This is a genomic window from Yersinia sp. SCPM-O-B-9106 (C-191), from assembly GCF_026183365.1.
Classification (GTDB): domain Bacteria; phylum Pseudomonadota; class Gammaproteobacteria; order Enterobacterales; family Enterobacteriaceae; genus Yersinia; species Yersinia rochesterensis.
Genome location: NZ_CP110791.1, coordinates 4,339,830 through 4,353,178, shown reverse-complemented (window position 1 = coordinate 4,353,178; position 13,349 = coordinate 4,339,830). Strand labels below are relative to the sequence as shown.

Genomic DNA, 13,349 nt, shown 5'->3' with positions numbered 1-13,349 from the left:
AGAATATGAAAACTGCTAAAAGATATGGCTATTTTGCAATGGAATTTGGCGTAGATTTTGTATTTGAAGTACCCAATAGACGAAAAGGCTACCCTGATGGGTGGCCTTTTTGCGTTTAGTTCGGATGAAACTTAATATGAGTAATAGTGCTGATTAAATACTTTCTTCAGTCTTTCTGGTTTTTTCTAACCAACTACAAATAAAGTCTGCAATCTGTTCTGGCTGATTAATATCCAGTTGTGCGACATCAGTGGCAATCGGCTTATCACTTGCTAAAGCAATGACATATTCATCAATCAGGCTTGAGAACGGCTTGCCTACAGCCTCTCTATATAGAGCGATTTTATTGATTGATTCATGTTTAAAGCCTTCAACTAAGATTAAATCGATAGTTGAAGCATCCAACCTGCTAGCAAGATAGTGCAGATCCAATAGTTTTTGTTCTGGTGTTTCTGTCATTAACGCCCAGCGGCAATCACTGGCAACTAAGGTCTGATGTGCACCGGCCTTACGCAATTCATAACTATCCTTACCCGGTGTATCAATTTCCATATTGTGATGTGTATGCTTGATCAGACCAACCCGGATTTGGCGCTGCTGTAATAAAGGAATTAGGCTTTTGAGTAATGTTGTTTTTCCTGTACCACTGTATGCAGCAATCCCTAATAGTGGTGGTGTTTTCCGGCTCATAATTCCCCTCTTTTACTCTGTTCCCATAAATCACAGTCTGTGGGAGTATTCAGGTTACTGAATTGGTCTCTTTGCCCACTAAATATTATGGATTTAGCATTAACACTTTCCATAAATATCATTAGCTTACGATCACCTTTTGCCAAATACTCCGCAAGCAGTGATTTCAGACTAACATGCATGAGCGCTAATGTTGGGTGTGCTCGCTCGCCATCGTGAACATAAGCCGCAAGTGCTTGCTGCTTTCCTTGCCAAAGTTGAGACACTAAATTGCTTGGAAGCGCTGGGACGTCACAAGGAGCAAATACAACCCATTCCGTAGCTGAATAGCTCAACCCTGTGTGCATACCCGCCAACGGCCCCACAAAGCCAGTAATGATATCGTTAATGACCGGAATTCTACTTTGTTGGTAGAGTTCTTGATTACTATTTGCATTAATAAGGAGATCGTTAACTTGGGGTTTTAATCTATCAATGACATGTTGAAACAACGGCTTATTGTGAAGAAGAATAAGTCCTTTATCATTGCCTCCCATTCGGGAAGAACGGCCTCCGGCAAGAATAACACCTGTAATATTGGGCTTCATTTTTATCACTCCGCTGCATTCAACCGACGGATGAATTGTATCTTTAAATAGCACGGCGGGTCAGGATTTACTTTTATTGACAATAGGCTCTCTTTCCCTATGTGAATATCCCTGCTACTTTGTCAGCATATTTTTGAATAGGATAAATTTGCTATGAAATGCCATCGTGTTAATGAACTGATTGAGCTTTTACATCCAGCCTGGCAGCAAGAACCCGATTTAAATCTGGTGCAGTTTTTACAAAAACTATCAGATGAGGCCGGTTTTAAAGGTGGGCTTTCAGAACTCACGGACGATATTCTTATTTATCATCTAAAAATGCGTGGTTCAGCATCAACGGAAGTCATTCCTGGTCTGAAAAAAGATTACGAGGAAGACTTTAAAACTGCCATATTGCGTGCCCGTGGCATCATTAAAGATTAGTCATGCTCCTGTCTGCGGAGATAGGGACTTTTGATGATACTATTTATTATTCTCAGCGCGCTGCTGTCACTTATAAAGACTGAATGTTGTTATGAACAGCTCTGCTTTTAATTTTCAGACCTTGTCGCCTGACCTGATTATGGATGCCCTTGAAGGGGTAGGATTACGGGTGGATTCAGGGTTAACCGCGCTTAACAGCTATGAGAACCGCGTTTATCAGTTTATGGATGAAGATCGTAAACGGTACGTGGTGAAGTTTTATCGCCCTGAGCGCTGGAGTAGTGAGCAAATCATAGAAGAGCATCAATTCTCGCTTGATTTGGCTGAAGCGGAAATCCCGGTGATAGCCCCATTGCAGCTCAACGGGCGCACCTTGCATACTCACGGTGGCTTTTTCTTTACTGTTTTTCCGAGTGTTGGCGGGCGGCAGTATGAAATAGATAATCTTGACCAATTAGAGTGGGTTGGGCGTTATTTAGGCCGAATTCATCAGGTGGGTAGTGATGCTCTTTTTGTCGCTCGCTCAACAATAGGCATTGAGGAGTATCTAACAGAACCGCGTCAGTTACTGGCCAGTAGTGAGTTAGTGCCAGCAAAGCAGCGAGATAGATTTCTGGCGGCAACTGACCTACTGATTAGCACCATCAAGCAGTATTGGCATACTGATTGGCGGCCATTGCGGTTACATGGCGATTGTCACCCAGGGAATATTTTATGGCGTGATGGGCCGATGTTTGTTGATTTGGATGATGCCCGAAATGGCCCTGCAGTTCAGGATCTTTGGATGTTGTTACACGGTGAACGCAGTGAGCAATTAATCCAACTGGATATTTTGCTTGAAGCCTATGGTGAGTTTGCTGATTTTGATCAGCGCGAGCTTGCACTCATTGAACCGTTACGCGCGATGCGGATGGTTTATTACCTTGCATGGGTCGCCAGGCGTTGGCAAGACCCTGCATTTCCTAAAAGTTTTCCGTGGATGGCGGAGTCTGATTTCTGGTTACAACAGACTGCCTCATTTACAGAACAGGTTAAGCTGTTGCAGGCACCCCCTCTGCAGCTAATGCCAATGTACTAAAGCTAAGATAATGGAGATTGTTATAGTATGAAAAATGTATGGTTAGCACTTGTTGGCATAGTGATGGCATTCAGTGCATCGGCAGCACAATTTACTGATGGCACCCAGTATCAGACGTTAAACAAACCATTAACCGGTGAGCCTCAGGTTTTAGAGTTTTTCTCTTTCTATTGCCCGCACTGCTACCAGTTTGAAGAGGTTTATCATGTTCCTCAGGCAGTCAAAAAAGCATTGCCAGAAGGGACTAAAATGACCCGTTACCATGTTGATTTCCTCGGCCCATTGGGCAAGGAACTGACTCAAGCATGGGCTGTCGCTATGGCGTTGGGTGTTGAGGAAAAAGTCACTCCATTGATGTTTGAAGGTGTACAGAAAACACAAACTGTACAAACACCTGGTGACATCCGTAATGTATTCATCAAAGCAGGTGTGAGTGGTGAAGACTATGACGCCGCATTAAACAGCTTTGTGGTTAAATCACTGGTTGTTCAGCAGCAAAAAGCCGCTGAAGATTTGCAATTACGTGGTGTGCCAGCAATGTTTGTTAATGGCAAATATATGATTAAGAATGATGGCATGGATACCAGCTCAATGGATATCTATGTTAAACAGTATGCGGATGTTGTTAAGTTCCTACTGACTCAAAAGTAATCGTATAAAAAAAGGGGCTGGATTTTATTAGCCCCTTTTTCACTTATCTTATATCCGTATATTTCAAGTTTGTTTCTCTCTTTGCCATGAAAATATTACCTTCTCTAATGTGATATTCATGCGATTGAGTGATGATTTTTATTTGTTTTGGTGTTGTTTTTAGTTAACCCATCTATTCCAGTGATAGGTAATGGACCATATTCACAGTGAAAAAAAGATAGAATGAGTTTGCATTGTGTAATAAAAAAATGGCGTCGATAACTTTCTTATAAGTAAAATTTACTGACCTTATGATGGTAACTAAATAAGTAATATCCACAATTTAGATAAATAAATTATGACAGTAAAGAAAAAAACAATAACTATAACTTTATGATTTTAATCACATTAAAATATAGCCCTAAAGAAACTGGCCGATAACTATAATCTACTCATATTTTTATTCACAAACTTATCCACAAGTTAGATCTTTAAGATCACAATGTGAAAATGCTCTCTTTCGCACAAGAATGGACGCTAAGATTCGTCTCTTGCTGCCAGCTATGGCATTCTTAGCGTCAGACCTTGCTGAATAAAGATGAAGAAACTCTATGGCCCAGATTGCAGAAAATCCATTGATCCTCGTTGACGGTTCCTCTTACCTCTATCGTGCTTACCATGCTTTCCCGCCGCTGACCAACGGCAGCGGTGAGCCAACGGGCGCGATGTATGGCGTGTTGAACATGTTGCGCAGTTTGTTGCTGCAATATCGTCCAAGCCATGTCGCCGTAGTTTTTGATGCTAAAGGTAAAACATTCCGCGATGAGCTTTTCGCTGAATATAAGTCTCACCGACCCCCTATGCCGGATGATTTACGCGCTCAAATTGAGCCACTTCACCAAATGGTTAAGGCTATGGGATTACCTTTATTGGTCGTTTCCGGCGTTGAGGCTGACGATGTTATTGGCACTTTGGCACAAGAAGCTGAAAAAGCAGGTCATGCTGTATTAATTAGTACTGGTGATAAAGATATGGCGCAATTAGTTACGCCGAATATCACTCTCATCAATACAATGAATAACGCTATTTTAGGGCCACAGGAAGTATGTGAAAAATATGGCGTTCCCCCTGAGCTGATTATTGATTTTCTCGCCCTGATGGGGGATTCCTCAGATAATATTCCTGGAGTGCCGGGTGTTGGTGAGAAAACTGCACAGGCTTTATTACAAGGTCTGGGTGGTCTGGATGCGCTATTCAGTAATTTGGATAAAATATCCTCGCTGACATTTCGTGGTGCAAAAACGATGTCGGCCAAATTGGAGCAGAATAAAGATGTTGCCTATCTCTCCTATAAATTAGCCACGATTAAAACGGATGTTGAACTGGATGTGACTTGTGATGAGCTGAAAGTCACGGCTCCTGATGATGATCAGCTACATCAATTATTTAGCCGCTATGAATTTAAGCGCTGGCTGGCGGATGTTGAAGCCGGGAAATGGCTGGAGGGTAAAAAAGATCGGCCAACAGGGCAGAGCAGCAATAAAGTTTTTGTCGCAGCAGAATCAGCTCCTGCGGTTGAAGTTACCGCGGTGCTCTCACAAGAAAATTATCAAACTATCTTGGATGAGAAATCTTTAAGCGACTGGATTGAACGGCTCAAAAACTCAGAGGTTTTTGCGTTTGATACTGAAACTGACGGCCTTGATACCCTTAGCAGTAATTTAATTGGTTTTTCTTTTGCCGTGGCACCGGGTGAAGCCGCTTATTTGCCTGTAGCTCATGATTATCTGGACGCCCCTACCCAGCTTGATAGAAATTGGGTTCTGGCCCAGCTTAAACCTTTACTGGAAGATGAAAAGGCCCTGAAAGTCGGGCAGAATCTTAAGTTTGACCAAAGCATGCTGGCGCGTTATGACATTGATCTGCGGGGTATTGCTTTCGATACCATGCTGGAATCTTATGTTCTAGACAGTGTTGCTGGCCGACATGATATGGATAGCTTGGCGGAGCGCTATCTCAATCATAAGACCATTACCTTTGAAGAAATTGCTGGCAAAGGCAAAAATCAGCTCACTTTTAACCAAATTGCGTTAGAGCAAGCTGGGCCTTATGCGGCAGAAGATGCTGATGTCACCTTACAGTTGCATTTAGTCTTGTGGCCAAAATTGCAGCAAAGTGAGGGGCTTAAGCGAGTATTCCAAGAAATTGAGATGCCGCTGTTACCAATATTGTCCCGCATTGAGCGGACTGGTGTATTGATTGACCAGAATATATTGGTGGCACACTCCAAAGAACTGACTATTCGCCTTGATGAATTGGAAAAACAAGCACATGAATTGGCTGAAGAGCCATTCAATCTCGCCTCACCGAAGCAGCTTCAGGCCATTTTGTATGAAAAACAAAAATTGCCGATCTTGAAGAAAACACCAGGAGGCGCGGCTTCAACCAATGAAGAGGTGCTGGCTGAGTTGGCACTGGATTACCCTCTGCCGAAGGTGATTCTTGAGTATCGCGGCTTGGCGAAACTGAAAAGCACTTATACCGATAAATTGCCGTTGATGATTAACCCGGTTTCTGGGCGAGTTCATACTTCTTATCATCAGGCTGTCACGGCGACTGGGCGTTTATCTTCCCGTGATCCTAACCTGCAAAACATTCCGGTGCGAAATGAAGAAGGGCGTCGTATACGTCAGGCTTTTATTGCGCCAAAGGGTTACCGCATCATGGCGGCTGACTACTCACAGATTGAGTTGCGCATCATGGCCCATTTGTCGCAAGACCAAGGATTACTGACTGCATTTGCTGCCGGGAAGGATATCCACCGCGCGACTGCGGCTGAAGTCTTTGGTTTGCCATTGGAAAAAGTCACAAACGACCAACGCCGCAGTGCTAAAGCCATTAACTTTGGTCTGATTTATGGCATGAGCGCATTCGGTTTAGCGCGACAGCTGAATATTCCTCGTGGGGAAGCGCAGCGCTATATGGATCTCTATTTTGAGCGCTACCCTGGTGTGCTGGAATATATGGAACGCACGCGCAAGCAAGCCGCTGAACAAGGTTATGTCACGACGCTGGATGGCCGCCGCCTCTATCTACCTGATATTCACTCACGCAATGCCACGCGCCGTAAGGCGGCCGAGCGTGAAGCTATCAATGCGCCGATGCAAGGCACTGCCGCTGATATTATTAAGCGCGCAATGATTGCAGTGGATGCTTGGTTGCAGCAAGAACCTGAGCCTTTGGTGCGGGTTATCATGCAAGTACATGATGAATTGGTGTTTGAGGTGCATGAAAGTGTATTGGAAAGCGCTGAGCAGAAAATTCGTGAGCTGATGGAACAGAGTATGCAATTGGCCGTGCCATTAAAAGTGGATGTCGGTGTGGGTGATAACTGGGATCAAGCGCACTAACTATTTATCTATGAAAGTAATCTATGCGGGTAAGTGGCGATAAATAAAGCACTTTATGTAATTAAGCTACATTTAGTGGTGATAATGCGGGAATGATGCAAGCTGAATCGTGCCAATTTGTGTAACTATACAACAAAAAATTCTTTTGCCCTGCGAAAAAATGATGTAGAGTTACAGATGTAGGGTACAGAGGTAAGATGTTCTATCTTTCAGACCTTTTACTTCACGTAATCGGATTTGGCTGTATATTAGCCGCCCCAGTCATTTATTGACTGGGGCGTTTTTTATTGGGTCTTTGTCAGAAAATAGGCCAGAAAATGGGCAAGCCACTGGCGAATAGAAAAGGGCTGTTGGCGGTTTTTATCAGAGAAACCTGAAGCGGAGATCGGAGTGCGGGGCATCATCCCCTGAAGTAACAGCCCTTACGGGCTGCTTTTACCATCAATTACTCGCCTTCGTCGTCATACTCGTCAACCATCACTTCCGGCGGGATCTCACTAAACCAGGTATCCAGTTTTTCGCGTAACTTATCGACACCAATCTTTTTCAATGATGAGAAAACTTCAACCTGAATATCACCCATAAATGGAATGATAGCTTCCCGCACCATGTTCAATTGGGCTTTACGAGCGCCAGATGCCAGCTTATCTGCTTTGGTCAGCAACAACATCACTGGGGTACCGACGGCGACAGCCCACGTAATCATCTGTTGGTCTAAATCTTTCAACGGATGGCGGATATCCATCAGAACAACCAACCCTTTCAGACAGTTACGCTTCTGTAAGTATTCGCCCAGTGCGCGTTGCCACTTGAGTTTCATCTCTTCCGGGACTTCGGCATAACCATACCCCGGCAAGTCGACCAGACGGATACCATCAACCACTTCAAATAAGTTAATCAGTTGAGTACGGCCCGGTGTTTTACTGGTTCGGGCCAGGCTTTTCTGGTTGGTCAATGTATTGAGAGCGCTCGACTTTCCTGCATTTGAGCGGCCAGCGAATGCCACCTCAATACCTTCATCACGCGGCAGATGGCGAATATCCGGAGCACTGATGACGAAGTGAGTCATGTGATAGTTATAATTTCTGATAGTCAAAATTTGTCGTCTCCGTGAGAGATAGCTTACATGGAGCGATTATAACTGCATCGGGCCAAAAAAAGGGGGTTTATCTCATATAGCTTTTGTGCAGGGATCCGTGATGTCCATTAATCTGTTTTTTTTGATGAAATAACAGTTTTGTGAGTAGGTGGCCATTGTAGGGGCAATTAATTGTTTATCATTGAATGATTGTTAAGAAAAATTTTATTAAAAGTAGGCTACAATTGTCAGCAGTTAGTTTGTTTTTATCATTATTTTATGAATAAAAACAAATGACTACTTTTTGTAAACCATGGTTTTGAACAGTGCGGGATGTGCTGGCAAGGAGCATAAACACTCAGGGAGAGTGGCCTATGCTTAAGGAATGTAATGGATATACTGTGAGCCAGGGATGATCAAAGAGCTTATATACCCTAAATAATTTGAGTTGAAGTGTGACGGGTATAAAGGGATGTTCAGGGACACAGGCTGGAGCGCCGGGTGAGTCGCCTTCAGGGTTGGAGGGATGGCAAGGATAGCGAATTGCAGGAGGGAGAAACCGGGACGTTATGTAAGTGCAGGGAGTGCGCTGTAAGGATATCCTTCCGCAGAAGGTGCGAAAAAAGGCGACAGGTTAATCTGCCGCCTTTTTTCTTTCTCTTCTTTCTGCTAGATTCCGCCCAATCCTATACCTAATAAATTTCAAGATGCAGGAAAACGGCAAGTGAGAGCATCTGCAACTTGAAAGGTGACGGGTATATACTCAATCCGATCCCATATTCATTTAAGAGCACAGGTTATGAAACAACCCAATAAAGCACCACGCGCTGACCGTGCGGCCCCGAAAGGCACCGCAACACCAAAGCGTCATAAAAAAACCCGTGTAGAGCTTGATATTGAAGCCCGCGAGCGTAAACGTCAGAAAAGACACAGTGGCAATCGCTCAGGTGCGAGAACCAATGTCGAGGGCAGCAATAAGAAAGGTCAAACCGAGACTCAAGAGAAAGATCCACGTATTGGCAGCAAAGTGCCTGTGCCTCTGGTGGTGGACAGTAAGATAAAAGCTAAGCCAACCACTAAGCCGGTGGCGAAAGTCGAAGCCAAGCCACGCCTGACGCCGGAAGAAGAGCTGACTAAGCTGGAAAACGATGAGCGTCTGGATGCATTGCTGGATAGACTCGATAACGACGAAATATTGAGCAAAGAAGACCAAGCTTATGTTGATCTGACGTTGGACCGTATTGATGCCCTGATGGAAAAACTGGGTATTGAACTGGGTGACGATGAAGAAGAAGAGAAAGAAGAAAAGCAGGAAGACATTCTAAAATTACTGAAGAGCGGTAATCCAAAAGACACATTTTAAATTATGGCGTGGGTGATCCCGATAATAGCCCTACTACTTACATGTTATCTATTGTGGTTATTGGGTAAACTATGGCGGCTGTCGCAACGAAGAAAGCGGTTGCGCAGCGCTACTGCGGCCAGACAACGAAAACATCTGCCCCCTAACCGGCCCGGTAAGCGAAAATATCGGAAGGAATGAACATGTCTGAAAACGCCATAGTTTGGGATCTGTCCCTGATTCAAAAATATAATTATTCAGGGCCGCGCTATACCTCGTACCCCACAGCCCTTGAATTTAGTGAAGATTATGATGAATCTGCTTTTGAGCAGGCGGTGAAACGCTACCCGCAGCGGCCTTTGTCGCTGTATGTGCATATCCCGTTTTGTCATAAACTTTGCTATTTCTGTGGCTGTAATAAGCTGGTGACACGTCAACAACATAAAGCTGATGAATATTTGGCGGTCTTAGAAAAAGAGATCCGCCAGCGCGCCGCGTTGTTTGCCGGGCGTCAGGTTAGCCAGATGCACTGGGGCGGTGGGACACCCACTTATCTAAATAAAACACAAATCACTCATTTGATGAATCTGTTGCGTGAAAACTTTGATTTTCTGCCCGGTGCCGAGCAGTCAATTGAAGTCGATCCACGTGAAATTGAGCTGGATGTGCTCGATCACCTGCGGGCTGAGGGGTTTAACCGCCTGAGCATGGGGGTGCAGGATTTCAATAAGGAAGTTCAACGGTTGGTTAACCGTGAGCAAGATGAAGACTTTATCTTCGCGCTGATTGCTCGCGCTAAAGCTCTCGGTTTTAACTCAACCAATATTGATTTGATTTATGGTTTGCCAAAACAGACGCCAGAAAGCTTTGCGTTTACCCTCAAGCGGGTGGCTGAACTTAGCCCCGACCGCCTGAGTGTCTTCAATTATGCCCATCTGCCGAGCTTGTTTGCCGCACAGCGCAAAATTAAAGATGCTGATTTACCCACCGCCGAGCAGCGGCTGGATATCTTGCAGCATACCATCAGTTTCTTAACCGAATCCGGCTATCAGTTTATCGGGATGGATCACTTCGCCCGGCCCGATGATGAGTTAGCCGTTGCCCAGCGGGAAGGGAAATTACATCGTAATTTCCAAGGTTATACCACCCAAGGTGAGAGTGATTTACTCGGATTGGGGGTTTCTGCCATCAGTATGTTAGGTGACAGTTACGCGCAAAACGAAAAAGATTTGAAGACTTACTATGCCGTTGTCGAGCAACGAGGCAATGCATTGTGGCGCGGTCTGACCATGACTGAAGATGATTGCTTGCGCCGTGACGTGATTAAAACGCTAATTTGTAATTTCCAAATCAGTTATCAGCCAATTGAACAGCATTATGGTATTCGTTTTGCTGATTATTTTGCTGAAGATTTCGAATTACTCGCCCCCTTTGAACAAGACGGGCTGGTGGAGCGGGATGATAATGGCATTCGTGTGACACCGCGCGGGCGCTTACTCATTCGTAATATTTGTATGTGCTTTGATATCTATTTACGCAAACAAGCGCGTCGGCAACAGTTTTCCCGAGTGATCTGATGATGTCACCCTCAGTGATGAGGGTGACTTTCAAATAAAATTTATTCCATTCCTAACTCTTTCAACTTACGCGTTAACGTATTACGGCCCCAGCCCAACAGGCGCGCAGCTTCCTGTTTATGCCCTTGAGTGTGACGTAGTGCCGTGGTTAACAACGTGCGCTCCATTTCTGGCTGTGCTTCTGACAACAAATCCTGATGACCAGAACGTAATGCGCGATCAGCCCATTGCGCCAGCAGTGTTGACCAATTGTCCGGTGTGCGTTGACCAGAAGCATCCGGGGTGCTGGTTTCAAATAGCTCGGAAGGTAAATCCTGCACCAGCACTTCTTGCCCAGCCGCCATCACCGTCAGCCAACGACAGGTATTTTCCAGTTGGCGAACGTTACCCTGCCAGGGGAGGCGAGTTAGCGCGACTTCAGTTTCAGGATGCAGAATCTTGGCTTCCACCCCAAGCTCTTTAGCGGCCACTTGCAAGAAGTAGCGTGCCAGGCGCGGAATATCTTCACGGCGCTCACGCAGCGGCGGTAAATGCACTCGAATCACATTCAGACGATGGAATAAATCCTCACGGAATTTCCCTTCCTGAACCCGCAGCTCCAGATTTTGATGGGTCGCGGCAATGATGCGCACATCCACTTTGACCGGCGCGTAACCGCCAACCCGATAAAACTGGCCATCAGCCAAAACGCGCAATAGGCGAGTTTGCACATCCAGCGGCATATCACCGATTTCATCTAAAAACAGTGTGCCGCCATCAGCTTGTTCAAAACGGCCCTGGCGCACCTGATTAGCGCCGGTAAAGGCCCCTTTTTCGTGGCCAAACAGCTCGGACTCAATTAAGTCTTTCGGGATCGCCGCCATATTCAGCGCGATGAAAGGCGCTTTAGCCCGAGGGCTATGGCGATGTAGTGCATGGGCCACTAACTCTTTACCGGTTCCCGATTCGCCGTTAATCAGCACGCTGATAGAGGAGCGGGATAAGCGCCCAATGATGCGGAAAACGTCCTGCATCGCCGGCGCTTCACCAATGATATCTGCGGTTGGGCCGCTTGCAGGCTGGCTACGGGGCGGTTGTTGCTGTTCTTGATAATGGCTAATCGCCCGTTCAACCAGCGCGACAGCTTCATCAATATCAAAGGGCTTGGGCAGGTAATCAAAAGCCCCTTGCTGATAGGCGCTGACTGCCGCATCTAAATCAGAATGTGCCGTCATTATGATGACCGGGAGCATTGGGTGGCGCTGTTTAATTTGTTTCAGCAGTGCCAATCCATCCATGCCGGGCATACGAATATCTGATAACAACACGTCCGGAGTTTGTGTCGCCAATGCATCCAACACCTGATTACCGGAATCAAATGTTACACAGTTCAGACCCGCTCCAGTCAGTGCGCGCTCAAGCACCCAGCGGATGGAGCTATCGTCATCGACGATCCAGACTATCCCTCGTTGCATAGAAACCTCACTGGCGAATAGGCAGGTAAACCGAGAATTCGGTGTGTCCCGGCCAACTGTTAAATTCAATTTTACCCGAATGTTGGTCAATTAGACTGCGGGCAATCGACAGGCCAAGGCCGGTTCCTCCCTCGCGGCCACTGACCATCGGGTAGAAGACGGTATCTTGTAATTGCGTTGGTACACCTGGGCCATCATCTTCAATATCAATTCGCGCGGCCAAGCGATAGCGCACACCGTGCAGTGTTATCTGAAATGCAGTGCGAGTGCGCAGTGTAATGGTACCGCCAGCTTCACCTAAAGCTTGTAATGCATTGCGGGTGATATTCAGTAGCACTTGTTCAATTTGGTCGGGATCATGCGCCAGCTCCGGTAAACTGGGGTCATAGTCACGGATTAACGTCACGTTATCCGGCTTTTCCAGTGATACGAGTTGGCAAACCCGTTCAGCAACCTGATGGATGCTTTGTGTCACATGTTGACCGGGCCGCTGAGGGCCTAATAAGCGGTCAACCAGATTGCGTAAGCGATCCGCTTGCTCAATGATGACTTTGGTGTATTCCAGCAACGCCGGATCGGGCAGAGCTTTTGACAATAACTGCGCCGCACCGCGCAAGCCACCCAGTGGATTTTTAATCTCGTGTGCCAACCCACGAACCAAATCGCGTGCAGCGATTTGTTGTGCATGCTGTAGTTGCTCTTGGCTTAGCCGACGTTGGTTATCCATCGGTGCCATTTCCAGCAATATAAAACCTTCCGGTAATGACTGCGCGGTCAGCGATAAAATATGCGCACGGCCATCAACCACTAATGTCACTTCATTATCGGTAAAACCTTGCCCCGTATGTAGGCTTTCCCGCATCAAGTCGATATTGAGGGAAAAATAGCCTAATAAATCTGGCAAAGGTGTACCAAAAAGTTTACGGGAGCTTTGCGCCAGAAGTTGCTGGGCAGCGGGATTGGCATAATGGATAGCCAAATCATCATCTAATAGCAGGATGCTATTAATGAGAGAATTAAGGATCTGCCCAGCATCGGGCAGCGTGCCTGTTGCCATTACGCAGACTCCTAACCCGTCAT

General features: G+C 45.9%; 11 protein-coding genes. 6 read left to right on the top strand and 5 right to left on the bottom strand.

Translation table 11 applies throughout. From position 1 onward, the window contains the following. Positions 1-153 precede the first annotated feature (153 nt). Entirely contained in the window at positions 154-690 is a 537-nt protein-coding gene (gene mobB, locus OP863_RS19645) for a molybdopterin-guanine dinucleotide biosynthesis protein MobB (RefSeq protein WP_038637792.1), read from the bottom strand. Further along, on the bottom strand, positions 687-1,277 hold the full coding sequence (gene mobA / locus OP863_RS19640) for a molybdenum cofactor guanylyltransferase MobA (RefSeq protein WP_265525735.1): 591 nt from the start codon (positions 1,275-1,277) through the stop codon (positions 687-689). Before mobA ends, mobB begins: the two co-directional genes overlap by 4 nt. A 153-nt stretch (positions 1,278-1,430) precedes the next feature. On the opposite strand from mobA, the gene OP863_RS19635 reads away from it, so the two are divergent. From OP863_RS19635 to polA, 4 genes are all read left to right on the top strand, one after another. Continuing rightward, the gene (locus tag OP863_RS19635) at positions 1,431-1,700 is read left to right on the top strand and encodes a YihD family protein (RefSeq protein WP_038637796.1); all 270 of its coding nucleotides are present in this window, start codon (positions 1,431-1,433) and stop codon (positions 1,698-1,700) included. Between the two features lie 91 nt (positions 1,701-1,791). Beyond that, the gene (locus OP863_RS19630) at positions 1,792-2,778 is read left to right on the top strand and encodes a serine/threonine protein kinase (RefSeq protein WP_038637798.1); all 987 of its coding nucleotides are present in this window, start codon (positions 1,792-1,794) and stop codon (positions 2,776-2,778) included. A gap of 27 nt (positions 2,779-2,805) precedes the next feature. After that, positions 2,806-3,429: a thiol:disulfide interchange protein DsbA gene (gene dsbA, locus OP863_RS19625; protein ID WP_038637801.1), complete on the top strand. Its 624-nt coding sequence runs from the start codon at positions 2,806-2,808 to the stop codon at positions 3,427-3,429. 590 nt (positions 3,430-4,019) lie between these two features. Then, the gene (gene polA, locus OP863_RS19620; RefSeq protein WP_265525734.1) at positions 4,020-6,818 is read left to right on the top strand and encodes a DNA polymerase I; all 2,799 of its coding nucleotides are present in this window, start codon (positions 4,020-4,022) and stop codon (positions 6,816-6,818) included. A 445-nt stretch (positions 6,819-7,263) separates the two neighbouring features. Here the strand turns inward: polA and yihA are convergent, their stop codons facing one another. Next, positions 7,264-7,914, bottom strand: coding sequence for a ribosome biogenesis GTP-binding protein YihA/YsxC (gene yihA / locus OP863_RS19615; RefSeq protein ID WP_038637806.1), 651 nt, complete (start codon positions 7,912-7,914; stop codon positions 7,264-7,266). A 781-nt stretch (positions 7,915-8,695) separates the two neighbouring features. Between yihA and yihI the strand changes: the two genes are divergently transcribed. Both yihI and hemN read left to right on the top strand, forming a co-directional pair. Further along, the gene (gene yihI, locus OP863_RS19610; protein WP_265525733.1) at positions 8,696-9,259 is read left to right on the top strand and encodes a Der GTPase-activating protein YihI; all 564 of its coding nucleotides are present in this window, start codon (positions 8,696-8,698) and stop codon (positions 9,257-9,259) included. Between the two features lie 182 nt (positions 9,260-9,441). Then, the gene (hemN, locus tag OP863_RS19605; RefSeq protein ID WP_145591978.1) at positions 9,442-10,815 is read left to right on the top strand and encodes an oxygen-independent coproporphyrinogen III oxidase; all 1,374 of its coding nucleotides are present in this window, start codon (positions 9,442-9,444) and stop codon (positions 10,813-10,815) included. A gap of 41 nt (positions 10,816-10,856) precedes the next feature. Here the strand turns inward: hemN and glnG are convergent, their stop codons facing one another. Continuing rightward, positions 10,857-12,269, bottom strand: a complete 1,413-nt coding sequence (glnG, locus tag OP863_RS19600) for a nitrogen regulation protein NR(I) (RefSeq protein ID WP_038637813.1) — start codon at positions 12,267-12,269, stop codon at positions 10,857-10,859. Positions 12,270-12,276: 7 nt separating this feature from the next. Continuing rightward, entirely contained in the window at positions 12,277-13,326 is a 1,050-nt protein-coding gene (glnL, locus tag OP863_RS19595; RefSeq protein ID WP_038637816.1) for a nitrogen regulation protein NR(II), read from the bottom strand. Positions 13,327-13,349: the final 23 nt, after the last annotated feature.